Source organism: Beijerinckia indica subsp. indica ATCC 9039 (genome assembly GCF_000019845.1).
In the GTDB taxonomy this organism is placed as follows: domain Bacteria; phylum Pseudomonadota; class Alphaproteobacteria; order Rhizobiales; family Beijerinckiaceae; genus Beijerinckia; species Beijerinckia indica.
Map to the genome: position 1 here is coordinate 2665403 of NC_010581.1, position 25236 is coordinate 2690638.

Annotated in this window: 21 protein-coding genes; 2 read left to right on the forward strand and 19 right to left on the reverse strand. The window is 57.6% G+C overall.

Features of this window, described 5'->3' with window-relative positions:
* Window positions 1-278: 278 nt before the first annotated feature.
* Genes BIND_RS11770 through BIND_RS11780 form a run of 3 tightly spaced genes read right to left on the reverse strand, consistent with a single transcriptional unit; the run spans window position 279 to window position 3203 of the window.
* Window positions 279-1097, reverse strand: coding sequence for an ABC transporter ATP-binding protein (locus BIND_RS11770; RefSeq protein ID WP_012385294.1), 819 nt, complete (start codon window positions 1095-1097; stop codon window positions 279-281).
* Window positions 1094-2140, reverse strand: a complete 1047-nt coding sequence (locus BIND_RS11775; RefSeq protein ID WP_012385295.1) for a FecCD family ABC transporter permease — start codon at window positions 2138-2140, stop codon at window positions 1094-1096. Before BIND_RS11775 ends, BIND_RS11770 begins: the two co-directional genes overlap by 4 nt.
* Window positions 2118-3203 (reverse strand): ABC transporter substrate-binding protein, encoded by a 1086-nt coding sequence (locus BIND_RS11780; protein WP_148210624.1) that lies wholly within the window; start codon window positions 3201-3203, stop codon window positions 2118-2120. The genes BIND_RS11775 and BIND_RS11780 overlap by 23 nt, the downstream gene beginning before the upstream one ends.
* Window positions 3204-3441: 238 nt before the next feature.
* On the opposite strand from BIND_RS11780, the gene BIND_RS11785 reads away from it, so the two are divergent.
* Entirely contained in the window at window positions 3442-3879 is a 438-nt protein-coding gene (locus tag BIND_RS11785; protein WP_012385297.1) for a group III truncated hemoglobin, read from the forward strand.
* Between the two features lie 247 nt (window positions 3880-4126).
* On the opposite strand, the gene BIND_RS11790 is transcribed toward BIND_RS11785, so the two are convergent.
* The 16 genes from BIND_RS11790 to BIND_RS20160 all read right to left on the reverse strand — a co-directional run bounded on the left by BIND_RS11790 (window position 4127) and on the right by BIND_RS20160 (window position 18167).
* Window positions 4127-4420 carry a putative quinol monooxygenase gene (locus BIND_RS11790; RefSeq protein ID WP_012385298.1) on the reverse strand — a complete coding sequence of 98 codons (294 nt, stop codon included), beginning with the start codon at window positions 4418-4420 and terminating at the stop codon, window positions 4127-4129.
* A gap of 322 nt (window positions 4421-4742) precedes the next feature.
* Complete coding sequence (gene rnhA, locus BIND_RS11795; protein WP_012385299.1) at window positions 4743-5204, reverse strand: ribonuclease HI; 462 nt, start codon at window positions 5202-5204, stop codon at window positions 4743-4745.
* Window positions 5201-6166: a homoserine kinase gene (locus tag BIND_RS11800; RefSeq protein ID WP_012385300.1), complete on the reverse strand. Its 966-nt coding sequence runs from the start codon at window positions 6164-6166 to the stop codon at window positions 5201-5203. Before BIND_RS11800 ends, rnhA begins: the two co-directional genes overlap by 4 nt.
* A gap of 793 nt (window positions 6167-6959) precedes the next feature.
* Entirely contained in the window at window positions 6960-8120 is a 1161-nt protein-coding gene (gene tgt / locus BIND_RS11805; protein WP_012385301.1) for a tRNA guanosine(34) transglycosylase Tgt, read from the reverse strand.
* A complete protein-coding gene (queA, locus tag BIND_RS11810; RefSeq protein ID WP_012385302.1) occupies window positions 8117-9220 on the reverse strand; it encodes a tRNA preQ1(34) S-adenosylmethionine ribosyltransferase-isomerase QueA in 1104 nt (367 codons plus the stop codon). Before queA ends, tgt begins: the two co-directional genes overlap by 4 nt.
* 54 nt (window positions 9221-9274) lie before the next feature.
* Window positions 9275-9730, reverse strand: a complete 456-nt coding sequence (locus BIND_RS11815; RefSeq protein ID WP_012385303.1) for a peptidylprolyl isomerase — start codon at window positions 9728-9730, stop codon at window positions 9275-9277.
* A gap of 93 nt (window positions 9731-9823) precedes the next feature.
* Complete coding sequence (locus BIND_RS11820) at window positions 9824-10615, reverse strand: SDR family NAD(P)-dependent oxidoreductase (RefSeq protein WP_012385304.1); 792 nt, start codon at window positions 10613-10615, stop codon at window positions 9824-9826.
* Window positions 10616-10706: 91 nt separating this feature from the next.
* Window positions 10707-11618, reverse strand: coding sequence for an AraC family transcriptional regulator (locus BIND_RS11825; RefSeq protein WP_012385305.1), 912 nt, complete (start codon window positions 11616-11618; stop codon window positions 10707-10709).
* A 158-nt stretch (window positions 11619-11776) separates the two neighbouring features.
* A complete protein-coding gene (locus BIND_RS11830; RefSeq protein ID WP_012385306.1) occupies window positions 11777-12697 on the reverse strand; it encodes an ABC transporter substrate-binding protein in 921 nt (306 codons plus the stop codon).
* Between the two features lie 98 nt (window positions 12698-12795).
* Window positions 12796-13842 carry an NAD(P)-dependent alcohol dehydrogenase gene (locus BIND_RS11835; protein WP_012385307.1) on the reverse strand — a complete coding sequence of 349 codons (1047 nt, stop codon included), beginning with the start codon at window positions 13840-13842 and terminating at the stop codon, window positions 12796-12798.
* A 308-nt stretch (window positions 13843-14150) separates the two neighbouring features.
* Window positions 14151-14636, reverse strand: a complete 486-nt coding sequence (locus BIND_RS11840; RefSeq protein ID WP_012385308.1) for a heme-degrading domain-containing protein — start codon at window positions 14634-14636, stop codon at window positions 14151-14153.
* 174 nt (window positions 14637-14810) lie between these two features.
* Entirely contained in the window at window positions 14811-15368 is a 558-nt protein-coding gene (locus BIND_RS11845) for a peptidylprolyl isomerase (protein ID WP_050764164.1), read from the reverse strand.
* 55 nt (window positions 15369-15423) lie between these two features.
* Window positions 15424-15927 carry a pantetheine-phosphate adenylyltransferase gene (coaD, locus tag BIND_RS11850; protein ID WP_012385310.1) on the reverse strand — a complete coding sequence of 168 codons (504 nt, stop codon included), beginning with the start codon at window positions 15925-15927 and terminating at the stop codon, window positions 15424-15426.
* A gap of 48 nt (window positions 15928-15975) precedes the next feature.
* Window positions 15976-17010 carry an NAD(P)/FAD-dependent oxidoreductase gene (locus BIND_RS11855; protein ID WP_012385311.1) on the reverse strand — a complete coding sequence of 345 codons (1035 nt, stop codon included), beginning with the start codon at window positions 17008-17010 and terminating at the stop codon, window positions 15976-15978.
* A gap of 80 nt (window positions 17011-17090) precedes the next feature.
* The gene (locus BIND_RS11860) at window positions 17091-17411 is read right to left on the reverse strand and encodes a 2Fe-2S iron-sulfur cluster-binding protein (protein ID WP_012385312.1); all 321 of its coding nucleotides are present in this window, start codon (window positions 17409-17411) and stop codon (window positions 17091-17093) included.
* A 357-nt stretch (window positions 17412-17768) separates the two neighbouring features.
* A complete protein-coding gene (locus tag BIND_RS20160) occupies window positions 17769-18167 on the reverse strand; it encodes an Hpt domain-containing protein (protein WP_158304380.1) in 399 nt (132 codons plus the stop codon).
* 938 nt (window positions 18168-19105) lie between these two features.
* On the opposite strand from BIND_RS20160, the gene BIND_RS11870 reads away from it, so the two are divergent.
* A complete protein-coding gene (locus tag BIND_RS11870) occupies window positions 19106-25207 on the forward strand; it encodes an apolipoprotein A-IV repeat region-like domain-containing protein (protein WP_041778063.1) in 6102 nt (2033 codons plus the stop codon).
* Window positions 25208-25236: the final 29 nt, after the last annotated feature.

Sequence of the window (25236 nt, forward strand, 5' to 3'; positions counted from 1 at the left end):
AATATCTATAACGATATAGCTTTACGGGGCACTTTCTGGCCGCACAACGGCAAAAAATTGGCAGAAAAATATCGAGAGAGACACGAGCCAATCTCGTTTATAAATTTGATTTTATTTATTTTTGAATAAATACACGATGATGAGCAAAAGCTCCATTGATGAAAAATTAGCTCATTTGTAGCTATATATTTACGTATATGACTTATTAATGGGCAGATCTCCCACGCCTATCACACAAATGTGATAATTCTGCCGGGAACTTTTCCCGTTCCCCGTTTTCACTCGGCCGCATCGACGGAGGCTATGCGTTGGCGACGTTTCGGCAGAAAGGTCGAGCGGCCCTCTGGTCCTTCCAGACGCAGCACGTCAACATCATAGAGTCGCCGGATCGCCTGTGCCGTCAGCACGTCTTCGGGTGGGCCATCAGCCTCGATCATTCCATCCCGCAGAAGGATCACGCGTGTCGCCGACCACAGGGCATGTTCTGGGTGATGCGTGCTCATGACCAGGCTTCGCCTCTCGCTCGCGAGATGTTCAAGCTGATCGATCAGGCGGATCTGGTAACCGTAATCGAGCCCGCTTAAGGGTTCATCCATGATGAGGACCGGCGTCGCCTGGGCGAGCGCGCGCGCGATCATGGTGAGTTGCCGCTCACCGCCGGAAATCTCGCTATAGGGGCGTTCTGCGAGATGGCTGATGCCAAGCTGCTCCAGAACCGTTTGCGCCATGACATGGTCAGCGTCCTTTGGCGCATGAAGGAGACCGTTGCGCGGCAAGCGGCCGAGCAGGACGACATCACGCACGAGATAGGGAAATGCAATCGTGTGGACCTGCGCGACATAGGCGAGCTGTTGAGCGCTCTCGCGTGCCGATAGAGTGGCAAGCGCGGTCTTGCCAACGAGGACGCGGCCCGACGAGGGTTTCAGAAAGCCCATGAGGAGACGCAGCAAGGTTGTCTTGCCTGCCCCATTGGCGCCGAGAAGAGCCACGATTTCGCCTGGGCCGATTGTGAGATCAACGCCGCGCAAAATCGCCCGGCCCTGGCGATCGAAGGTCAAACCCTCGGCTCTGAGCAGGCTGTCCGGATCGCAATTCATGCCCAGCCTTTCCGCGCCCGATAGATCACGAGCAGAAAAGCCGGAATGCCGAACAATTCTGTCATGATGCCGACGGGGATTTCAGCCCGCCAGAGATTACGCGCGAAACCATCGGCGATGATCAAAAAGATCGCGCCCATGCACGCGCTGGCCGGCAGCAGCCGCGCATTGCCGGGGCCGACGACGACCCGCGCGAAATGCGGCACGACGAGACCGATCCAGCCAATCATCCCCGCGAATGAAACCGAAATGGAGGAAACGAAGGTCGCCACCGCAATGACGCCATAACGCAGGACAAAGACGGGTACGCCAAGCGAGCGGGCCTCGTCCTCACCCATGGCGAGAGCATCGAGACCTCGGCCGAACATCGAAAGGATGGCGCAGCCGATCAGGACGAAAGGCGTGAGCACGCCGACATCCCGCAGTTCGATGCCGCCCAAATGGCCCATCAGCCAATAAACGATGGCCGGCAATTGATCATAGGGATCCGCCGTATATTTAACGATGGACAGCGCGGCGGTGAAGAAAGCCCCGCTGATCATACCGCCGAGGATCAAAGTGATCATCGTCGCGGGACCGAACAAATTGGCGATGATGACGCCGAGCGCCACCGCGCCGAGGCCGAAGGCAAAGGCCAGGACCTGCACCAAAAACCATTGGCTGGCGACCAGCATGCCAAGGGCCGCGCCGAAACTCGCCCCGGCCAGCACACCCATGATCCCGGGAGAGACAAGCGGATTGCGAAACACCGCCTGATAGGCCCCGCCCGAGATCGACAAAGCCGCGCCGATGAGGCCGGCGGCAAGCACACGCGGCAATCTGATTTCGACGATGACATTATAGAGAAGATCATAGCGCGTCGCCGCGATCGTCTTCACGCGCAAGGAGGCGAGAGAGAAGTCCAGGAGATCGGACAGGCTCAAGGGATAGCGGCCGATGGTGAGCGCTATGGCGATCGTGAGGCCGAGCAAAATCACGAGCAGGGGCGCGTGCCAGGTCCTCTCCCGGCGCGCCGGAACATCAGTGTAGGATAGTGTCGACATCTTTATCGCTGAGGCTGACGCCGAAGAATAAGCTATGGAAGGTTTTCAGCTCGGCGCGAAGATCGAAAGAAAAGCGGTCAGGATAGAAATTGGCGGCAAGCCAACGGATGGCGAGCGCACGCATGAAGCTCGGCGGTCGATCGAGCCAGTTGAATGGCAGATGAGGCACGCTCAGGACATGCTGGCTCCCTTTCACCTGTTTCCAGGCGGGATCACTTGCGACGGTCTTTGCAAAACCCGGGTCCTGGGCAACGATGATTTCAGGCTGATCCGCGATGATCTGTTCGAGTGTCACCGTTTCCATGCCCATCAATGTCGTCTGCCGGCAGTGCCGCACATTCCTGCCGCCGGCGAAATTGATTGATTCAGCATGAAAGGACGCATCGCATTCGGTCGAAAGACCATCATGCCCTTCCGCGTAAAAGACTTTCACCCGCTCCTTGTAGGGAACGCTCTCGACCGCCGCCGAAACCTGTATCTGAGCGAATTCAATATAGGTTGCTAACGCTTCCGCCCGCTTCGTGCGGCCAAGCAAACGACCGAGAAAACGCAAGGCTGACGGATAATCGCCGAGATTGGTGAGCTTGACATAGACGATCGGCAGGCCAGACCCCGCGACAGGATGCACGACCTTCTCCGTATCCCCCATGGGGTCGACCCAAGCGAGCAACAGATCTGGATGCAGGGCCATGATTTCTTCAGGATTCATTGTATGGCCGGGCCCCATGCCCATCATCGCGCCGATCGCCGGCAAGGCCGTCACTTGCTGCGGCAGGAATGGTTTCGCTGGCTCGGCGATGGGGAAATTGGAGGCGACCAGCAGATCTGGCGCGAGCGCGTAAAGCAGCACGGTCAAGGGGTAGGAAAGTGAAAAGATGCGGGCCGGCTGCTCCGGCACAGAGACGGTGCGACCCGTCATGTCCTTGATGTCGCGTGCAAAGGCCTCGCCCGTCGCGGTGCTGAGGAAGAGGCAAAAGAGCGCGAGCCAGATCCAGCGAAAGGATCTGCGAAAAAAAATACCTTGAAAAAAATGGCCTTGAATCGGCAAAGAAAAGTTGGTCATGGCGAGAAACAGCCTGTCCTTCTGCCCAGCCATCCCCTTCAAGTTGAAAAGGCGACTGGTTCTTATACCATTATCTGTATCGTTTCAAATACAGTATAAATACGGCTGGCTTTCCTGTAGAAGAAGCCATCGTGGTCCATTTTAGAGCATCAGACAGTCCTGTGAAATCGCCTCCAATGCTCGGATCATGAGAAACGCACCGCCTGTTGAAAGTAACAGCGTTGAAAGGACGGAATGCATGGATGTCGATAACAAAGTCGCGCCGGCCCCGGAGCTGACGGACGCCGAATTGCAGAAAGCTGAAAAAGCGATCGCCGATTGCGTGGAGGATTTCTACGCCAAAGCTCGCAAGGATGATCTCCTTGGCCCCATTTTCAATGCCACCGTGCATGATTGGGACGTGCATTTGCGTGTCGTCGCCAATTTCTGGTCACATGTCATTTTGAAAACCAAACGCTACAGCGGCTCACCCTATGTGGTGCATCACAACCTGCCGTTGGAACTCGAACATTTTCCGCGCTGGCTCGCTTTGTTCGAGGAAAGCGCTCAACATTATCTTTCTCCGGAGCACGCAGAGCGGGCTCTTGGCAAGGCGCGTCACATGGCCGAGAGTTTCAAAGCCGGCATTTTTCCCTTCGTCGGCAAGGATGGCAAACCGTCCCGCCACCCCGGTTAAGTTGACCCTGATCGCCAGAACGGGTGTATGCGGCACGACAGGCACAACGTTCGACACAACAAAGAAAACGTTCCGCTTTCTGGATCTCCAGCTTCCCGCTCACTCAGCTTGGCCCATGTGGTGCCCTGCCCGATCGATTCTCGGCGCTATTGGCCACTGATCCTGAAAGGGTATCACCTTTGGGATTGATCACTCTGTTTCAGATTTTGAGAGCGTCTTTTCTTGAAAGACGCTCTCGTGGCAAGCTTCAGAGCGGCTGAAGGATGATGATTTGCAGCGGTTCAGCCAGCAAGGGGACGACCGTGCCCGCGAAGGCCTGGAAATGCGCTGTCTTTTCATGTTCGGCCAAGGCCGCGCGGCTCGCCCAGCGCTCCACGAAGACGAAGCGCGCGGGATTATCCAGATCCCTGTGCGGGATATAGGAAATATTGCCCGCCTCGGCGCGGGATGGTTCGACGACCTGGCCAATTGCTGCTTGGACCTGCGCCTCGGTGCCTGGTTTCGCCGTGACGATGGCAACGAGGCTGATCTCTTCGGACATGGTGCTCTCCCTGATTGTTCTCTGATTTGAAACAGGCCTATCGACGCCGGCTGACACACCCGCGCGATAAACCGGGATTTTGTGGACGGACAAACTTTCGGGCAATGCTGCGGTCAAGGCAAGATGGCACGGCCAAGTTTGGCCACAAATTCGGTCGAGCCGGGCCATTTGTCGTTGATCTGTCTTAAATTGACAGGTGTGCGCCGGATCAGGAGCCCGGAGCCGCCGATTCCCGCCTAGTATCGAGAATCATAGATTCTCGATACGTCACTTTTTTAAACCGTATCCAATCCACCCTCATTGAACCGCGACAGGTCGCGCTTCAATGAGGGTGGATACGAGCGCCGCCGCGAAACGGCGCCATGCCCTGGCGGGCCAGCGCATCGGCGCGTTCATTCAGCGGATGCCCGGCATGACCCTTAACCCAGTGCCACGCGATCTCATGGCTCGCGGCCAATTGATCGAGTTCCTGCCAAAGCTCGACATTCTTGACCGGCTTTTTATCGGCCGTGCGCCAGCCATTCTTCTTCCAGCCCTTGATCCAACTGGTGACGCCGCCACGCAGATAATTGGAATCCGTATGGAGATCGACCGCGCATGGGCGGGTCAAGGCTTCAAGCGCGCGAATCGCGGCGGTCAGTTCCATCCGATTATTTGTCGTTTGCGCCTCGCCGCCAGACAGTTCCTTTTCATGCTGTCCAAACATCAAAATGGCGCCCCAGCCGCCGGGCCCTGGATTACCGGAACAGGCGCCGTCGGTGTAGATCGTGACACGCCCGCTCATCGCAACAATCCCAGCTCGCGCACGGTCCCCACGGTCTGGTGAAAGGCCAGCTTGCCCATATATTCCAGCGGGTCCTTGGGATTCACCATGGCGCCCTTTGGCACGTTCAGCCAATCGACGAGGCGGGTCAAGGCGAAGCGCAAAGCGCCGCCGCGCGCCAGCACCGGCAAAGCGGCCGCCTCTTCGGCGGTCAGCTTGCGCACATGCTCATAGCCCGTGAAGAAAGCGAGCCCCTTGCCAATATTGAACGTCAGATCCGGCTCAAAACACCAGGCATTGAGACAGATCGCAATATCGTAGGCATAGGCATCGACGCAGGCGAAGTAAAAGTCGATCAAACCAGACAGGGTCTCGCCCCGAAACAGAACATTGTCAGGGAAGAGATCGGCATGAATGACGCCCTGCGGCAAGGCGCGTGGCCAGTGGGCTTCGAGAAAATCGAGTTCCTCGGCAATGGTCGCCGCAAGCGCCGGGGCGACCGTATCGGCCCTGTCCCGCACAGTCTCGAAAAGCGGGCGCCAGGCGGCAAGCCCCAGGGCATTGGTACGTTTTCCGGCAAAATCGGCGCCGGCCTGATGCAGGCGCGCCAGCGCCTCTCCTACGGCGGCGCAGCGCCTGGCATCCGCCACATCGGCGCCAACGCCTTCGAGGAATGTGACGATGACGGCAGGCCGTCCCGCGAGCCGACCCAGCGCGTGGCCCGAGCGGTTGTGCACCGGCTGCGGACAATTCAAGCCACGCCGGGAGAGATGTTCCATCAACCCCAGGAAGAACGGCAGATCCTTTTCCTCCACCCTCTTCTCGTAAAGGGTGAGGATGAAGAAGCCTCTCTCCGTCTGGAGGAAGAAATTGGAATTTTCGACACCTTCGGCAATGCCCTTAAGCACCAGAGCATTGCCGATGTCGTAGGAGGCGAGGAAGGTTTTGAGATCCGTTTCCGAGATATGTGTGTAAACGGCCATTGCGTCAGGAAATCCCGCGGGGCGTAGGAATGTTTGGGCAGACCGGCTCTATAGCATCGGATCCCATTCCCAATAGTCTTTTTGCGAGAGATTCACATGCCAGAGCACCGGACTTTCAAAGCGAATCTTATCCGATGCTCTATCATTTTGAAAACGCACCAGATTGTTTTCAAAAGGGAGAGCCACTTCCGGGTCTGATGCTCTCGGCAAAAATCAGCGAGAGGCCCCACCATCTCATAATGGCCAAATTTCCCCTCCCTCAAAGGTCATGCAACAGAAAGTGGTAAAAAGATTGATCCACCCTTGACGTAACGGAGTCCCATCCTTCAGCGCGGATTCCAGAAAAGGCACTTTTGCCCGGACAATCCGATCTGAATATCTTAATACTTTGATATTAAATAAATTTTTCGAAGACCTCAGGATCAGCGATAAAGTTTCGTTTATTCCTTCATCGTGTGCTTCGGCCATTTGCCACTTTGATTGAATTAATAGAACCTGAAAGCATCCCCCCGTCCCGGATGAATAATCCCTCTTTTTCCGTGACATTGTCACACATCTACGCTAATAATCTTTACAAGCCATCAAGGCCGATGCTGGCATAACCGGTATGGAAGTCCAAGTCGTGGGAGGACGCCTGGCTGGTTGGGTTCCGTGCTGTGGGAGGCACACCTTTTCGAAGGAAAGAACCCATCCGGTAGGTTCAAGGACTGAGGCTAGATAAAGAGGGGCAGGGATCCTGGGAAGATCCCGCCCCTCTTTTTCATTGGTCATTTTCCAATCTTTAAATCCGATCTTATGCGCTTGCCCGCCCGCTCAGGCTTTCGCCTTCACGCCAGAGAGCCTCGGTCTCTGCCGCGAAGTCCTCAAACCGGCCCTCGGCGATCGCCGCCCGCATCCCCGCCATCAGCTCCTGATAATAGGCGAGATTGATCGTCGTCATGAGGATCATGCCGAGAATCTCACTGGCCTTCACCAAATGATGCAGATAGGCGCGTGAATAAATCCTGGCAGCGGCACAGGACGATTTCTCATCGATCGGCGCAGGATCATCGGCATGGCGGGCATTGCGCAGGTTGATCCGGCCATGGCGGGTAAACACCAGGCCATGCCGCCCGGCACGCGTTGGCATGACACAATCGAACATATCGATGCCGCGTTTGACGCTTTGCAGAAGATCGTCCGGTGTGCCGACGCCCATCAGATAATGAGGCTTATCAACCGGCAAGAAAGGCATGACCGTCTCGATCATGTCGAGCATGACCGCTTGCGGCTCGCCGACCGCGAGACCACCCAAGGCATAACCGTCGAACCCCATGCTCACGAGTTCCGTGGCACTTTCCCGTCTGAGCGCCTTGTCATCGCCACCTTGCACAATGCCGAAAAGCGCGCGTCCGGATTTGGGCGCCAAGGCCCGCTTGCTGCGCTCACCCCAGCGCAAGGACAGCCGCATGGCCCGTTCGGCCTCTCCCGGCGCGCAAGGAAGCCGCACACATTCATCGAATTGCATCACAATATCCGAGCCGAGGAGATCCTGGATCTCCATCGAGCGCTCAGGCGTCAAAACATGCCGGGCGCCATCGATATGCGATTGAAAAGTGACGCCGTTTTCATCGAGTTTGCGCAATTTCGCGAGCGACATCACCTGAAAGCCGCCGGAATCGGTCAGAATGGGATGTGGCCAGTTCATGAAGCGATGCAGGCCGCCCAAGGCCGCAATCCGCTCGGCACCGGGGCGCAACATCAGATGATAGGTGTTAGAGAGAACAATATCGGCGCCTAGCGCCCTCACCGCCTCGGGCTGCATGGCTTTCACCGTTGCCGCCGTGCCCACCGGCATGAAAGCCGGCGTGCGGATCTCTCCACGCGGCGTCGAGATGACACCGGCACGCGCCGCTCCGTCCTGATGCAGGAGCTTGAAGCGAAAAGCCGTTTCGGATTCAGCCGGTTCACTCATAACGCGGCCCCCGTCGATGTATTCCTTGTCGCGCGAAACAACAGACAGGCATCACCATAGCTGTAGAACCGATAGGAGGCCGCGATCGCATGGGCATAGGCCCGCCGCATGGTTTCGAGTCCGGCAAAGGCGCAGACGAGCATGAAGAGCGTCGATCTCGGCAGATGAAAATTGGTCAAGAGAATATCCACGGCGCGAAACCTGAAACCCGGCGTCATGAAGATCGAGGTTTCGCCCTGAAAGGGCTGAATAAGGCCGTCTTCGTCCACGGCTGATTCGAGCAGACGCAGGCTTGTCGTGCCGGCGGCGATAATCCGTCCACCGGCGGCATGGACCTTATTCAAGAAAGCCGCGACCTCGGCACTGACTTCCCCCCATTCGGCATGCATGCGGTGCGCGTCTGTATCTTCGGCTTTGACCGGCAGAAAGGTCCCTGCCCCGACATGCAATGTCACTTTGCAAATCGTGACACCCCTCGCCTCTATGGCCGCGATCAGCCGGGGCGTGAAATGCAGACTCGCGGTCGGTGCCGCGACCGCGCCGGACCGGTTGGCAAAGAGTGTCTGATAATCCAAGGAATCCTGGCTGTCGGGCGCCCTTTTGCCAGCAATATAGGGCGGCAGCGGCATTTCGCCGAGAAGATCAAGCGCCGCATCGAGTGCCGCGCCTGCGCGGTTGAAGCCGAGAACGACCTCGCCTTCAGCACCTTTTTCCAAAACCTCGGCCTCAAGGCTTTCAACCTCTGTCCCAGGCTCTTGGCGCGCGAAGCAAATTGTTTCACCGACCCGAAGTTTTTTAGCCGGTTTCACGAAGGCTCGCCAAAGGGCTTCCCCCTCGCGCTTGTGCAAGGTGGCCTCGATTTTCGCCCGGCTCTCCCCGCGTGAACGAAATCCATGGAGGCGCGCCGGAATGACCCGCGTGTCATTGACGACGAGAACATCGCCTGCACGCAGGAAATCCGGCAATTCCCGCATCCCATGATCGGTCATGTCCCCGCTGTCGGGACGCACTACGAGAAGCCGTGAAGCATCACGTGGCTCGACCGGGCGCAAGGCGATGCGCTCCGGTGGCAGATCGAAATCGAAAAGATCGACGCGCATGGTGGATGGCGATCCGCCCTTCTCGGGCGAACCGCACGAGAACAGCCTTTGTGATTAGCTCAGGGTCGCGGAAATAATTTTGTCGGGATCGCGCACCGGCTCACCGCGCTTGATCTTGTCGACATTCTCCATCCCGGAAACGACCTTGCCCCAGACCGTATAATTTTTGTCGAGGAAGCGGGCGTCAGCAAAGCAGATGAAGAATTGCGAATTGGCGGAATCAGGATTCGCCGCGCGCGCCATGGAGACCGTGCCACGCACATGCGGCTCGGCATTGAATTCCTGCTTCAGGTCAGGATATTTCGAGCCGCCCGTGCCGGTGCCGTGCGGGCAGCCCGTTTGCGCCATGAACCCATCGATAACGCGATGAAACACGATGCCGTCGTAGAACTTCTCTTCGACAAGCTTCTTGATATGCGCGACATGATTGGGTGCTAGATCAGGCCGCATCTCGATCACCACGGGTCCCTTCGTGGTTTCAAGGGTCAGCGTATTGCCGGCTTCCGCCATCGGGAACTCCTGCGTTCGTCAATAAATTCACGTCTGCAATAGCCGATGCATCAACGAAGGTAAACCACATCAAGCAGGCCTGTGTCCGGAATTTTAAAGCGTCTTGAGCATGCCGCCATCGACAAAATAGGTCGAGCCGACGCTGTAACTGGCCTTATCAGAGCAGAGAAAGACGAAGAAATTCGCCAGTTCTTCCGGCGTGCCGAACCGTTTGATCGGTGCAAATTCATCCGCGACGCCCTGCAAATAGGCCTCCCAATGTCCGCCCGTCTCGCTGGTGAGCTTCTTCGCTGTATTAACCCAATCAGGTGTCAGGATCAGGCCAGGATTGATGCAATTAACGCGGATATTGTCACCCACGACCTCGGTCGACAAAGTCTTGCTGAACATCATCAAAGCCGCTTTGGTGACGTTATAGATCGGCTCATACCACAGAGGTTGAACAGCGCAGATCGAGGCATTGTGGAGAATGACGCCGCCGCCGCGCGCCCGCATGCCCGGCACCAGCCCGCGCGCCAGCCGAACCGCCGCCATCACATGCAGTTCCCAATAAGATTGCCAGGCCTCGTCGGGCGCTTCCATGATCGTCTCGTTGGAACCGGTCCCGGCATTATTGATGAGGATATCAGCGCCGCCGAATGTATCCTGCACGGCGCCGATCAAAGCTTTGCATCCTTCGGCTGTGCCGACATCACCCGCCACCGGAAACACACGCACCTTGAAAGCCGCGGCAAGACGTTCGGCCTCCTTCTTCAGCCGGTCGGCATTGCGCGCGGCCAGGACGAGATGCGCCCCTTCCGCCGCCAATCCCTCGGCCACCGCCAGTCCGATGCCGACACTCCCACCGGTGACGACCGCCACCTTGCCCGCGAGACCCATATCCATTGGTGTTTCCTCTTGTTTATCGTTCAAGCCAGGATCAATGCTTGCGTATCAATCGTTGGCGACACAGACATTCTTTGACAGGACCATTTGCTTATGACGCATCCATTGGCGATGGAGCATCAATGATCCGTTGCCTGGCCCACCGGCGATAGAGCGATGGCGTGAGGCCGCGCTGCTGGCGAAAATTGCGATTGAAATTGGAAATATTCGCATAGCCGACCTCGAAACAGATATCGGTGATCGGCATGTCGGAATCAGCCAGGAGCTTGCAGGCCCGCCCCAGGCGCAGCTTCATGACATGATCAGTGAAACTATTGCCGCTGTTCTTCTGGAAGAATCGCGAGAAGGCGCTCTCGCTCATTCCAACCATATTCGCGAGGTCGGTCAGCCTGATATCACTCGTGAAATGATCGAACAGATAGGACATGACTTGCTGAACCGTGTCGACCATGGCCGGATCGCGGTTCGGCATAAAATCTTCCGAGGACAGGATCTCATATTCATGTGAACCCGCCAGAAGGGCGAGCAGTCGGAACAGGAGGCACAGCCGATCGAGCCCCCTTGCCTGCCCCATGCTTTCGAGAATCTGCGCGCCTTTCTCCCGGGTCTCGCCATGGAAACCAAGCCCCCGAGAGGCACGTGCGAGAAAAGGTTCGAGCATGGCGAGTTCCGGCAAAATCGCGGCGGCCTGACACCAACGCCCGGCATCGAACTGCACGACAATATCGCGTCCGCGAACCGTTTCTCCCGGCGAGAGACTGGTCACCCAATCATGCGGAAGATCACCTCCGACGATTGTGAGGCGCCCCGGCGCAAACTCACCGATATGATCTCCAACAAGCTCGATTCCCGAGCTCTCGCGAATGAGATGGATCTCGCATTCCGGATGAATATGCCAGCCCATCCGCTTGAAGGGATAATCGTCGAGCCTCCAGACGAAGGAGTCCGTGGCTTCAGCCAGGATGTGCTCGAATACAGGCCGTTTGCTGGATGTCGCACCCATGCACAAACCTTCCTACGATGACATATCCGGTATCCAACGGTCGTGATGAATGACCGTTGGATTCTCATCAAATTCTCGCCATGCTTTTGAAAAAGGCGAAAGCTCAAAAACGGACCGAGTCTCTCTCATGGCAACACTTGGTGTCTATCCGCAGACTTCTACCACCCTTTATAGCCATTCACATTGTCACGTGTGACGAGAATGGGAGGAAGTTGCGTTACCCGGTTCTCCGGCTTTTTCCCGTTCATGATGTCATAGCCGATTTGCACCGCACGCCACCCCAGCCCGGCTGGGTCCTGAGCGGCCGAGGCCTGCAACGGCGTATCGCTCCTCATGGCCTCGACGGCATCGGGGGAGCCATCCACCGACGTGACGAGGATCCCGGATCGGCTAAGCTGTTTGATCGCCAGGATGGAGCCGATCGCCTGGGGATCCGCGATCGTGAACACGCCCTGGATATTGGGGAAACGGGTGAGATAGCTCAGCATCACATCCTTTCCTCCCTCCCGCGAAACCTTGCCGTTCTGATTGTCCGACAAGATCTTGATATCGGGATAGGCCGCCAGAGCCATTTTGCAGCCTTCGACACGTTGAAGCACGGACGAGGTTGGCGGGCCGCTTTCGATGATGACATTCCCTTTGCCGCCAATCTTGCTCACCAGATAATCGCAGGAGATCGCGCCGGCCTGCTTATTGTCTGTTTGAACGGTCGCGTCGACCTTATCGGCCTCCACGTCAACCGCGATGACCGTGACCCCAGCCGCCTGGGCGCGTTGCACAGCCGATCCAATGGCTTTCGGGTCGGCTGCGGCCACCAGAATGAGATCCACTCCGGACGCAATGAAATTGTCGATCTGACTGGACTGTTTGCCAAGATCATATTCGGAAGAGACAGCATTCACCTTGACCGCGGGATTGATCGTCTTGGCCTGTTTGGTCGCACCATCGACGAGCGCCAAAAAATAGGGATTGCCGAGAGAGCCAAGAGTCAAGCCAATAGAACGCAAGTCCTTCGCCGAGGCGGCATTGACCGTGAGCACAGCAGTCATTCCTGCCAGAAATAACGCCTTGATGGTCATTTTGCTTTCCTTCGTGTTCGATGGACGCACTCCTTCCATCGCCTGCCGAGACAAAGCCAGCAGTCGTTCCTGAAAGGAGCATGCGACAACTAAAAGTGTCAGGCGTTTTCGCTGACGACCTCGATCTGCAGCTTCACATCCGTCGGCCGGCCGGCAGCGGCCCGCTCAAAAGCAACGACACTATCCGAAAAGGGGAATGTGCCTGTAATCAGAGGCTTCAGATTGACCTTGCCGGATGCGATCAGGGCCAAGGCGCGATCGAAAATATTGGCGTAGCGAAACACTGTCTCGATCCGCACTTCCTTGGAAATGGCACTCGACACATCAAAGGCCACGGGCTCCACCGGCAGGCCAACGAGCACCACGGCGCCGCCCGGACGGACGATCCGGAAGAGATCGCCATAGGCCTTGGGGCTGCCGCTGGCCTCGAACACAACGTCGGCCCCCCAGTTCTCCGTCTCCCTGGCGACGACGTCGGCCAGCGATTCCTCACCGGCATTGACGGGAACAATGCAATCATAGCCCCCAGCGATCGCCAGTTTCTCCTTGCTGAAATCGGAGATGAAGACGCGCGAGCAGCCGCCAGCCACCGCCGCGAGAGCCGTCATGATGCCAATCGTACCTGCACCGATAACTGCTGCAACATCGCCCGGAGCGATCCGCGCCCGCGTTGCCGCCTGCATGCCAATCGCGAAGGGCTCGACCAAAGCGCCTTCCGCGAAGGATACATTGGCGGGCAACTTATAGGTGAAGGCGGCAGGGTGAACGACATAAGGTGTCAGCACACCATGGACGGGAGGCGTCGCCCAGAAGGTCACGGATGGGTCTACATTATAGAGACCAAGCTTGGACGCCCGGGACGACATGTCGGGCACCCCAGGTTCCATACAGACCCGGTCTCCGACCTTTAAAGTGCTGACATTCGGTCCGACTTCGACGATCGTGCCGGTCGCCTCATGCCCAAGGACCATCGGTTTTTCAACGATATAGGGCCCAATACTGCCATGCGTGAAATAATGCACATCGCTGCCGCAGATACCCACCGTATGGACCGCGATTTTCACTTGGCCCGGCCCGACCGCCAAGGGCAGGTCCACATCGCGCAGAGACAATTCGCCCTTGCGCTCGAGAACGAGAGCTTGCATGAGTTCCTCCCCTCACCGGCCGCAACGCCAGTAATTCTTCAAAAATTCAATGGCTTGGCTTTTCATCATCCCGCTCGGATCGGGGATGGCCATTGATGCTTTTTGTAGGATTGAAGGGAGCCAAGCGTCTAGCGGTATGAATGCATGAAACCTGTAGTTTTATGCATTGTGCGCCGCACATTGAGCGGGAAAAGGCGCATAAAGCTCCCGGTGAGGAGAGAGCCGAGATCCGTCGAGGGCGTCAGACCCAAAAGAGGCTCCCCCTTTTGGGACCAATCTGATGCATTTTCAGAATAGAGAGCGACGCCTTAAAGACTTTCAAGCCCTAATTCGGCCTCCAGCGCGGCCATGACCATCGCATGATCCTCATGCTGTGGCAGACCGGAAACGGTCACAGCGCCGATACAGCCGGAATCCGTGAGGAGAATGGGCACGCTGCCCCCAGCGGCCGCGAAATCCACCTCCGAAATCCCATAACGCTCTGTCAACGTGAGGCCAGCTTCCAGCAAATCGAGGCGCACCGAATAGGAACTGCGCCAGAATCGAAGCACGATATTGCGCTTGCGGCGAATCCATTCCGCATTATCGGGCACGGAGCCTTCGAGCGCCACATGGAACAGCGTGCGGCCATAGCCATATACATCAATCGCCACGGGGGCGGATGCGGCAATCGCGGCGGCGCGCAGGCGCGTACCAACCGACCAGGCTTCATTGGGTCCAAACCGGCTGAAGCGCAAACGTGACTCCTGGAGGCGGATTTTCTGTCCCTCCGAATGCTTCACGTCATCAGTCATGTTTCCTCCTCGGTCTAGCGATGTTTTGACGCTACCGAGATGGCACGCTTCCTCGTTTTTGTTAACGTCTTTCGCTTCACAAAAAATCGACCCGAGACCTTTGCCTCGATAATCTTAAAATGAGCGGATCCAGACGATCCGCTCATTGAAACGCGTTTGCACTCTCTTTGATCTTTATTTCTCTTGGTCGGCCATACGCATCTTGATGATCTTGTCGGGATTGCTGACCGAGCCATTATTGCTGGACGATCCCTTCTTGATCTTGTCGACGACATCCATGCCGGACACGACCTGCCCTACGACTGTATATTGATTGTTGAGAAAATCGGCGTCCGCGAACGTGATGAAAAATTGCGAATTGCCGGAATTGGGATCTTGCGCCCTGGCCATGCCGACCGTGCCGCGCTTAAAGGGCGTTGAGGTGAATTCAGCCGGAACATTCGGCAAATCGGATTTGCCGGTGCCGGTGCCGGTCGGATCACCCGTCTGAGCCATGAAACCATCGATCACCCGATGGAAGACAATGCCGTCATAAAAGCCACGCCGCGTCAAAGTCTCGATCTGAGCAACGGTTTTCGGAGCGAGATCGGGCCGCAGCGCGATGGTGATGCGGCCATCCTTGGTGTCGAGATAGACCGTGTGATACGGATCTGGAGCCGCCGCCTTGGCAGCCGAGGCCATCTCACCAGCCATGCCGAGGACGGGCAAAGCGGCGAGCAGAAGACAAAACATCCGTCGTTGAAAAATGTTGGATTTTGACATTGACCTGAAGATCTCCTCGGCAGTTTCACGATGGAAGGCTGGTTTTCTGAGCAAGCGCCGCCGCGACGACGGGGGGTACAAAGGGCGAGGCATCGCCGCCCATAGTCGCAACCTGGCGGACCAAGGTCGCCGTAATATGACGCACGGCGGGTGCCGCGGGGAAGAAGATGGTCTGAATATCCGGAGCCATGACACGATTCATCGATGCCATTTGCATTTCAAAATCGAGATCGCTGCCATCGCGCAGGCCCCGCACCAGGAGTTGGGCACCAGCCTCCCGCGCCGCCTCGACCGCGAGCCCCGAGAACAGGCGCACCGAAAGCTTGCAGGCATGGCTGGCAAACAGCGGTCCGCAGGCGGATTCGATCAGGGTGATACGCTCCTGCGCGGTGAACAACGGCGTCTTGCTCGGATTGACACCAATGGCGACAATCACTTCGTCACAAAGCACCGCCGCATTGCCAATGACATCCATATGACCAAGTGTTAGCGGATCGAATGATCCCGTATAGAGCGCCACGAGACTCATACGACATACTCACTGCTATCACGGCACGACAAGGCCAGACGGACGGCCTCAATTGACACCGAGCTTTTTCTGGAGGCTCGATGAGGAGGTTGTATATTGGAAACTCAGCCGTTTGTCTGGATAGACATAGCGGTGCACCTTTTGCGCGGCGAGTGCGCCTTCGTGGAAACCGGAAAGAATGAGCTTCAGCTTGCCGGGATAGGTATTGATATCGCCGATGGCGAAAATGCCCGACACATTGGTTTCGAATTTCTCGGTATCGACCGGGATCAGATTTTCGTGGAGATTGAGTCCCCAATCAGCAATGGGACCAAGTTTCATGGTCAGGCCAAAGAAAGGCACAAGCCTTTCGCAAGCAATTTCTGCCTCGCCATCCGACCCTTTCAAGACCACAGCAGATAATTCACCGGCCTCACCCCGAAGGGACACGATCTGTCCAAGCCGCAAATCCATATGTCCGGCAGCAACAAGCTCTCGCATGGAATTGACCGAATGGGGCGCCGCGCGAAAATCATCGCGCCGATGAACCAGGGTGATTCTTTTAGCGATCGGATGCAGGTTCAAGGTCCAATCAAGCGCGGAATCACCGCCGCCCACAATCACCACATGCTTGTCGCGAAAATCCTCCATTTTCCGCACGGCATAGAAGACCGATTTCCGCTCAAAGGCTTCGATCCCCTCGATCGGCGGCTTTTTGGGTTGGAAGGAGCCGCCACCCGCGGCCACGATCACAACCTTGGATTCGAAAATCTCACCGCCGCTCGTGTGCACACGGAAAGACGGCGCTTCGGGCGTGCCAAGGACTTCGAGCCTTTCGACCATTTCGCCGAAATGGAAGGTCGGATGAAAGGGCTCGATCTGCGCGAGTAAATTATCGACGAGCTCCTGGCCGTTCACCCTCGGATAGCCTGGAATATCGTAGATTGGTTTTTCCGGATAAAGTTCGGCACATTGGCCGCCAGGCTTGGCCAGAATATCGATGAGATGGCTTTTGATATCGAGGAGGCCGAGCTCGAAGACCGCGAAGAGCCCGGCAGGGCCAGCGCCGACAATGACGACATCGGTCACAATGGCTTCACCCATGCCTTACCTCTCCCCTGGTTTGCACGCATGCCGACACATGCCTTCAACAAGCCCAGCCTTGAATGATAAGGCCTGCTTGATCAACCCTGTCTGTCAGGAGTCGTCACAGTCATACCATCGAGTTCGGGACGAACCTTGATCTGGCAGGACAGGCGGGAATTGGGCTGCACCTTATAGGCAAAATCCAGCATATCCTCTTCCTTCTCGGAAGGTTTACCGGTCTTTTCGAGAAAAGCCTCATCGACATAGACATGGCAGGTCGCGCAGGCACAGCCACCGCCGCATTCGGCGACGATCTCAGGAATACCGTTACGAATGGCGTTTTCCATGACGGTCGTGCCTTCTTCCGCCTCGACCGTGCGGTGCTGGCCAAATGAATCGATAAAGGTGATCTTGACCATGGATAAATACGCTTTCTCAACAAACTAGCAGCGGGCAGTGAGCTCGCTTTCGCAGGGGGACAGCATCGCGGAAGGAACCCAACCATTCACCGGCAGGATTTAATGAAGTCGGCCCACGAAGGATAGGAAATTTTTACCGGCAGGCCGGGACCAACAAGGACCGAGCATCCCCTGAAAATCGCGTGAGTTGCAGAGAAAGCCGGAATTTTTAAAAAATTCCGGCCCGGCGAGACAGGAAGAGCGTGGGAGAAAGAGAGCAACCGCAGTGATAAAGCTGACAATCATTTCGCGCGAGGGAGAATTGCCGCGAATCTGAACGCGCCATCGGTTGGGCCAGTGCTTTCGATCAGAACAAAATCAGGAATGGGCGGCGGATTCGTCCAAAACCTGATCGATCGCGGCAATGGTTGCAGTAAGGGTCTCAATCAGATGAGCCTTGGTGGCACGCGTATCGTCGCCCCCCTGCCCCATTTGTCCAAATCGGTCAGCCGTCTCCGCCACGGCCTCGGCGCCGACAGCAAGCGCCGCCCCTTTCAAGGCATGCGCCAAGGAACCAAGCGCCAGCCCCGAACGGTCATCAACCGTTCCAAGCGCGCGCAGAAATTGTTGAGCCTGTTTGCGAAACAGGAGCAGCAATTCCTGGTCAAGAGCTTCATCTCCCATCGTCTGCCTTGCGAGAAAAGCAAGATCAAGAAGGGGTTTTTCCGCCTCGGCCCGATAGGCCTGCGGAGGAAGCGAAACAGATCTAGCACTCAAGACCATGCTCAAAACTCCATCATTACAGACCGCGATCGAACTCGCCGCAAGGCCGCAAACTCATTGGATATCATGCGTTCTCACGGGATCGCCTGAAGGCATATGCCTCGATAAAACCACTAAGGGCGTAACGACCCTTTCCCACCTATCCGCGAGATCATTCGTTCCGAAAATTCGTTTTCCTCACTTGCGCCTGCCAGCGAAGCGCCCTCACCCTTCAGCCGCTAAAGCCTACGACAAACATATAGGAACGGTTCTCAAAAAATTCCCGCCGGGAAACCAAGCGAGACCTTATTTTTCATGATGTCCCAGCGTCATCTCCCCGTGCCTGCACGACGAGCCCATGATGGCTCCAAGATCCTAAATGGGCGGTGAATTCCGGGCGCTAAACGCGGATTTTCTGCACGTCCAAAAACCCGAGCTTGTGCTGAGCTGAACAAAAAGAAAAATCATCTTCAGAAGACGACAGGATCCAATCAAAAGAGACTCGGATTTATGTCTAATTGATTCTATTATGGTTATGGTCCCGTTAACGACGTTTTGCGAAGCCGTCTGCTCCCCGGTTTGAATCCGAAGAGGCTGATTGTAGAGTAGGATTTCATTAACGGTAATTGTGTCGAGAACCGCTTCGAAACATCCGATCTTTCGAAGGGAAATCCCGAAGGGTCATTTCGGCACGATTGAGACTGATCTTCGCTCGCCGCAAGGTTGGGGCAAGGCGAATCCTGCATAATCGGCGGGATTTTGCGGCTGGCGATCAGAACCTAGTCGACGGGGTGGAGCCTCAAGGCTCTCACCTTCCGTTAAATTGGCCGTTTTCGCTACGAAAAAGGCCAGAAGTAGAGGGATAATCGCCCGAGGCCTGAAATTCAGCCTCAGGCGGCATCCACGAAAGCATTGGAAGCGTTACCGGAAAGCCGGTTCGACGCTCCGGCAGCTTGGCGTTCCCGTCGGCTTTGACCGACGACATTCTGATCGAAGGGGCAACCATGGCCAGTTCCAACAAGGCTCAAGATCCGGCGGCGGCGGCCCTGCTAGCGATCGAGGAAGCGTTGAACCTCGCCCATGGGGAGTCAAAAGGCGAGACCGATTCCCGTACCGAACCGAATTGGGCAGAGGCCAGTCGCACCGCTTCGGAAAATCCCGGCGCGAAAAAGGCGCGCAGGGTAGAATGGACCGAAGAGCAAAGGAACGCATCCCGTCTCCCTCTCGGTGACAATCGTCCCGCCAAAACTCCTGGGGTCAAGCTTCCCGAGCAAAAGACGCCTGTGGTGAAAACGCCAGCTGCCAAAGCGGCAACGGCTCCAACCATCCCCAATCCCCCTCGGATTACGCCTTCGAGCCTACCCGCCAACGACGATCTACATGGCGCCGGCGAGGTTTTGCGCGCGCTCCAGGCCCAGACGAGCCGGACACCCACCATCCTCGCGGCGGTCGCCTCGCTGGTTTGGGTTGGGCTGATTGGCGCTTACCTTCTCCTCAATCGTGAGGCTTTGCTGGCCTCCTCAGTGAATTTGCTGCCGCAGGCGGCCTTGTTTCTCCTCGTCGCGGTGGCGCCGATCGTCTTCTTTTTCGTCGCCGCGACATTGACGCGACGCAGCCAGGAGATGCGCATCACGGCGCGGTCCATGACGGATGTCGCCATGCGGCTCGCCGAGCCGGAAACCGTCGCCACCGAGCAGATGGTGACGCTGTCCCAAACAATTCGGCGTGAAATCGCTTCGATGGGCGATGGTATCGAGCGGGCGCTCGCACGCGCCGGTGAACTCGAGACCTTGGTGCGTTCCGAGGTTTCCAATCTCGAACGATCCTATTCGGACAATGAACGCCGTATTCGCGCCCTGATCGATGAATTGGCGCATGAGCGCGAGGCGGTCATGGCCAATGCCGATCGCGTGCATAAGAGCCTGGCAAGCGCCCAGGAAACGCTCGCCCATGACATTGAAACCGCTTCGGGTCGATTTGCTGAAAGCACCAGCGAGGCCGCCAATCGCGTGACCTTGGCCTTGAGCGGCAAAGGCGAAGAAATCAAAACGGCCCTTGGTGCCGCGGGCGAAACGCTCATCACCCAATTGTCGGCGCGCGGCGCTGAACTCCTCGACCGGCTCACGGAAGCCGGCAGGGAAGCAACCCAGCAGATTACGACCTCAAGTGAGGCGGTGTCGCAAGGGATCGCCGTGCAGCTCTCGGATCTCGATCAGCGTTTCAAGACGATCGGCGAAGTCTTTACCCAGGATCTCAGCACGCGCGGCAATGAACTCGCCACGCGGCTCGACACCACGGCGTCACAAATCACCGAAACGATCGCGGCGCGGGGCGAGACGCTTTCGGCGCGCCTCGCGGAAACCGGCGATCGTCTGAACGAAGTCGTGAGCGTTCAAGGCGAGGCCCTGCACGGCAATCTGATGGAAGTCAGCAATCAGATTGCCGATCTCATCACCGAACGAACCGCCACGGCTCACGATTCCTTCGAGACCGCGACCCAACGGCTAGTCACGCTTTTCGATACGAATTATGCGCGGTTGCACGACCAATTCGAGCAGGACGGCAATGATCTGCATCAGCGGTTCGCCGTGACCACGCAGGAAACCGCCACAGCGCTTTCTCGCCATACAGAGGCGCTGCAGGACCATATTTCCACGACGATCAGCGAAAATCTTGACGCCCTCATGGGCCATTCGGAACAATTGCGCGAGCACATGCAGGTCTCCGCGCAGGAAATGCTCCAGTCCATCGGATTGCATGCCGAGACCTTGAACGAACATCTGTCCTCGATGTTCGGGACGACGTTCAGCGCTGTCGAAAACCATGGCGCGCATCTGGCCGAGCGGATCGAAACCACGGCCGAGGAAACCTTGCGGACCTTGTTCGATCGCAGCGAAACCTTGCGGACCCATCTGGCCACGACGCTCGACGAGACCATGAGCGCCCTGACGAACCAGACGGAAGGTTTGCACGAACGTTTACTCACGACCGCGCAAGAAACGACACGTCTGCTCGGCGATCACGGCGAGGCGCAACAGCAACAACTCGCGGCGACCCTCGACAACACACTCAACGCCATCACCAGCCATTCCAGCTTGATGAGCGAACGGCTCGAGACCATCACCCAGGCGGCGGTTTCCGCTTTTTCAGGTCAGACCGAAACTCTGAATGCGCGGCTCGGCACGGCGCTCGACACACTGACGCACCAGTCTGAGGAACTCAACGATCGGCTGATCACGACATCGGATCACATGGCGAAGGCACTCGACGGGCTCGAGACCCAAACGGGAGCTCTGCATGCGAAGCTTTCGACCTCGCTCGACGAGACCGTGACCGCACTGACACAACACGCCGATCAGCTCAGCGCCAAGCTCGAAAATGGTCGCCACGATACTGTCTTGGCTCTTGAAATCCATGGCGAGGCTTTGCAAGCACGCTTGGCCGCGTCACTGGCCGAAACCTTTGCCGGATTCGATCAGCATTCTCGGCAACTCAGCGAAAACTTCGAGAGCAGTGCACGCCTGACGCTTGGGACCTTCGAGAATCAGACCCAAGCCTTGCATGATCATCTGACCACGATGCTGGCGGACACGTTCAGCGCTCTCGCCACCCATTCCGACAGCATGAGCAACCACCTGCTCGTGACCGCGCAAGACAGCGCCGCAATTCTCTCGGATCAGACGCAAGCGCTGCAAAGCTATTTCGAGACGGCAGCGCATGACACGCTCGCGGCTTTCTCCCATCACGCAGACGTTCTGCGCAACGATTTTACCGAGACGGCGAGCGAGGCGGTCAATGCCATCGCGACTCATGGCGGACGCATTAATGAAGCCTTGGCCGACCGTCTGATTGCCTTCGAGACAGGTTTTGTCGATCAGGGCGGCGCGGTCGCGGCCCGCGTGAGCGAACAAGCCGAACGTTTCACGGCGACCTTGACCGATCGCCTTGCCGCCATTGAGACAACCCTTGCAATCCAGGGCGGCAACATCAACGACAAGCTGGCCGTCCATACGAAGGAAGCCTCAGAGGCGGTCGCCTCGCAGGTCCAGATTTTCGAGACCCAGGCCATTGCCAAGGCTGCCGAGATTCAAGAAACCCTGAACACGCTTGTCGCACACATCGATCAAACGCTCGACGAGCGGACACGGACGCTCAACGAGACGCTTTCGACGCAGGCTTTCGATCTCGCCAAAACCTTGAATGAAGGCGGTCACGACGTGCTGCAAGCCCTCGACGCGAAGGCTCAGGCCGTCAATGCCAGCCTGACCACGCAGACAGCGGCTCTCACTGAATTGCTGGAGACGAAGACCGAAGCCATCGATACAACCTTCGGGGCTCGCACCCGCGCGATTGCCGAAACGCTCGATGCACAGATCCACCATTTCGAGGGCGATATCCTCGGCCGGCTTGGCACCCTGTCCGAACAGATCGACGCCAGCGGCCGCAGCGTCACCGACACGCTTGCAACGCATGCCGCCTCGCTGGAACAGGCGATTGGCACGCATGTCGGCACCTTGAACGCAACGCTCGACGGCGAGACGGGCCAATTACGGCAATTGTTCGAAGGACATGCGGAGGCGGTTCGCGGCGCAGTGGCCGAAGCCAATTCCACCTTCGACGCCAATAGCCAGCAGATCGCCGATACGCTCAAGGCCCATACCATAACGATGGAAGAGGCGATTCGCGCGCATGTCGAAGCCTTCAACGCCGCTCTCGATGGCGAGACGGGTCAGTTGCGGCAATTGTTCGACGGCCATGCGCAAGCCGTCCGTGGCGTCGTCGCCGAGGCCAGCACGGCCTTTGACGCGAATAGCCATCAGATCGCCAACACGCTCGAAACCCACGCCGCCAAGCTGGAGCAGGCCATCGGCGCCCATGTCGGCGCCCTCGACACCGCTCTCGACGGCGAGACAGGCCAATTGCGGCAATTGTTCGAGGGGCATGCCGAAACTGTTCGCGGCGCCATTGCCGAGGCGAGCACGTCCTTCGACGCCAATAGCCGGGCGGTCACGGATACGATCAACACCCATGCCGCGACGCTGGAACAGGCAATCAGCGCACACGTCGATGCCTTCAACGCCGTCCTCAATGGTGAAGGTGGCCAATTGCACAAGATTCTCGAGGGCCGTGCTCTCGAAATCAAGGAAACGATGGCCCAGGCGATCGAAGATCTCGATACGACGCTGGCAGGACGCACCGGCGAAATTGGCCAGGTCCTTAACGGCCGCGTCAACGAGATCGGCATGACGCTCGCCACCCGGCTGGGTGAATTCGAAAACACGTTCAGGGCCAAGAGCCAGGGCCTGCGCGAAATCGTGACGCTCTGCGCCAATGATCTGGCCGAAGTGTTTGACAAGAAAGCCGCCGATCTCGTCGCTCGGATCGAGGCGCGTAGCGAAACGATCACCCGTGACATGACAGGGATCGGCGATCATCTCGCCGCCGCTTTGACCGGGCGCGAGACGGTCTTGAGCGAATATTTCACGCAAAGGCAGAACGAATTCGCGCAAGCCGTGGACGATGCCTCAGCGCAATTGCGGACGACTCTCGACACTTACGCGGCCAATTTGCGCGAAGCGATGACGAACGGGATGAGCACATCGCTTGGGCTTCTCACGGAGACCGACCAGCAGGTGCGCGGCGAGTTGACCACGCTCCTCAACAGATTGTCGGAAGGCAGCCAGGTTCTGCGCGACATCAGCACAACCGCGCATGGCAATTTCGGCCTGGTAGAACGCTCCCTCGGCGATCGGCTCCAGGAATTCGGCGCCCTGCTGACCAATGTCACGCGGGAGGTCGCGACCCTCAAGGAAGCCGCCGGGACAACGCTCGGTGAAGCCGATGCTGTCACTGCTAAACTCGTGGAGCAGCATGACGCCCTGACGGCCTCGGCCGCCGCTTTCGCGCAATCACAAGAAACGCTTGATCAAATGCTCGCCGGTCGCAAGACGGCCCTCGAGACCTTGATCGGCAGTCTGGACGCGAAACGCACGACCTTCCTCGACTCCATGCAGACCTTCGCGACCACGGTAGAAAATGCCCTCCTCCAGGCTGAAACGCATGGCAATACGCTCACGGCTTCCCTGAACGAAGCAACGCAAATCAATGCCGAGACGATCACCAATCGCTACGGCGAATTGCGTGAATTGATGAATGGCGAGCGGGCGCGCATGGCAGCCGCTTTGCGCGGGGCGTTCGAGGAAGCGGAATCGGAACTCGACCGGATCTTCGACCGAACCAAAAAGCAGTTCCAGGACGCGACTGGCGAGCTGCATTCCATGTCCAGCGAGATCCGTCAGGATCTCGAGGCGACGCGCGAGGATATGCGCCGCAGCGCGATCGAACTGCCGCGTGAAACCGCGGAACAGGCGGCAGCTCTGCGCAAGATCGTCAACGAAGAGGTCAAGGCCCTCGAAACCTTGACCAATATCGTTTCCCGCTCTGGTCGCGCTCTCGATATTTCCGAACCCGCTGCCGCGCGCGTCGCTGTCAGTGGCCTCTCCAATGCCCTGACGACCGTGGACCAGGCGGCAGATAAAGCGCTTGGTACGGATGGTGGCGCAGGGTCCCGATCCTCGGCCAGGAATGCTGCTCATCGCCTGGCTCCGCCGGCCTTGCCCGGATCGGGCTGGCTCTCCGATCTCCTGGCGCGCGCCTCCAACGAAGATGAAACATCGGCTTCGTCCCAAGCAGAACAAGCCACAGCCGTCGTGCCGAGCAAGCCACTCGACCCGCTCTTTTCAGACATCGCCAACATGATCGACCATCGTGCCCTGGTCGATGCCTGGGAGCGTTATCGCCAAGGCGATACGAAGGCCTTCGCGCATTCGATCTATAAGGGCGTGGGACAACAGACATTCGAGGCAATCCGTCGCCGTTATCGGGCCGATGCCGCCTTCCAGGCGACCATCAATCGCTCAGTCCAGGAGTTCGAGAAACATCTGGCGCAATTGAGCCGTGACGGACAGGGCGACAAACAGCAGCTCGCTTATCTTCTGTCGGACACAGGCAAGGTCCATACGATGCTTGCCCATGCAGCAGGCCGATTGAACTAATCCATCTCCTGGATGATATGCAAAAATCG

Excerpts from the sequence above, each read along its gene's own strand:
- BIND_RS11780 (WP_148210624.1), bottom strand. The coding sequence starts at position 3,203 with ATGACCAACTTTTCTTTGCCGATTCAAGGCCATTTTTTTCAAGGTATT.
- BIND_RS11830 (WP_012385306.1), bottom strand. The coding sequence starts at position 12,697 with ATGACCATCAAGGCGTTATTTCTGGCAGGAATGACTGCTGTGCTCACG.
- BIND_RS11820 (WP_012385304.1), bottom strand. The coding sequence starts at position 10,615 with ATGGATATGGGTCTCGCGGGCAAGGTGGCGGTCGTCACCGGTGGGAGT.
- BIND_RS11840 (WP_012385308.1), bottom strand. The coding sequence starts at position 14,636 with ATGACTGATGACGTGAAGCATTCGGAGGGACAGAAAATCCGCCTCCAG.
- BIND_RS11825 (WP_012385305.1), bottom strand. The coding sequence starts at position 11,618 with ATGGGTGCGACATCCAGCAAACGGCCTGTATTCGAGCACATCCTGGCT.
- queA (WP_012385302.1), bottom strand. The coding sequence starts at position 9,220 with ATGCGCGTCGATCTTTTCGATTTCGATCTGCCACCGGAGCGCATCGCC.
- BIND_RS11835 (WP_012385307.1), bottom strand. The coding sequence starts at position 13,842 with ATGCAAGCTCTCGTTCTCGAGCGCAAGGGCGAATTGTCTCTGCGCGAT.
- tgt (WP_012385301.1), bottom strand. The coding sequence starts at position 8,120 with ATGAGTGAACCGGCTGAATCCGAAACGGCTTTTCGCTTCAAGCTCCTG.
- BIND_RS11775 (WP_012385295.1), bottom strand. The coding sequence starts at position 2,140 with ATGTCGACACTATCCTACACTGATGTTCCGGCGCGCCGGGAGAGGACC.
- BIND_RS11845 (WP_050764164.1), bottom strand. The coding sequence starts at position 15,368 with ATGTTTTGTCTTCTGCTCGCCGCTTTGCCCGTCCTCGGCATGGCTGGT.
- coaD (WP_012385310.1), bottom strand. The coding sequence starts at position 15,927 with ATGAGTCTCGTGGCGCTCTATACGGGATCATTCGATCCGCTAACACTT.
- BIND_RS11815 (WP_012385303.1), bottom strand. The coding sequence starts at position 9,730 with ATGGCGGAAGCCGGCAATACGCTGACCCTTGAAACCACGAAGGGACCC.
- BIND_RS11860 (WP_012385312.1), bottom strand. The coding sequence starts at position 17,411 with ATGGTCAAGATCACCTTTATCGATTCATTTGGCCAGCACCGCACGGTC.
- BIND_RS11790 (WP_012385298.1), bottom strand. The coding sequence starts at position 4,420 with ATGTCCGAAGAGATCAGCCTCGTTGCCATCGTCACGGCGAAACCAGGC.
- rnhA (WP_012385299.1), bottom strand. The coding sequence starts at position 5,204 with ATGAGCGGGCGTGTCACGATCTACACCGACGGCGCCTGTTCCGGTAAT.
- BIND_RS11770 (WP_012385294.1), bottom strand. The coding sequence starts at position 1,097 with ATGAATTGCGATCCGGACAGCCTGCTCAGAGCCGAGGGTTTGACCTTC.
- BIND_RS11855 (WP_012385311.1), bottom strand. The coding sequence starts at position 17,010 with ATGGGTGAAGCCATTGTGACCGATGTCGTCATTGTCGGCGCTGGCCCT.
- BIND_RS11785 (WP_012385297.1), top strand. The coding sequence starts at position 3,442 with ATGGATGTCGATAACAAAGTCGCGCCGGCCCCGGAGCTGACGGACGCC.
- BIND_RS11800 (WP_012385300.1), bottom strand. The coding sequence starts at position 6,166 with ATGGCCGTTTACACACATATCTCGGAAACGGATCTCAAAACCTTCCTC.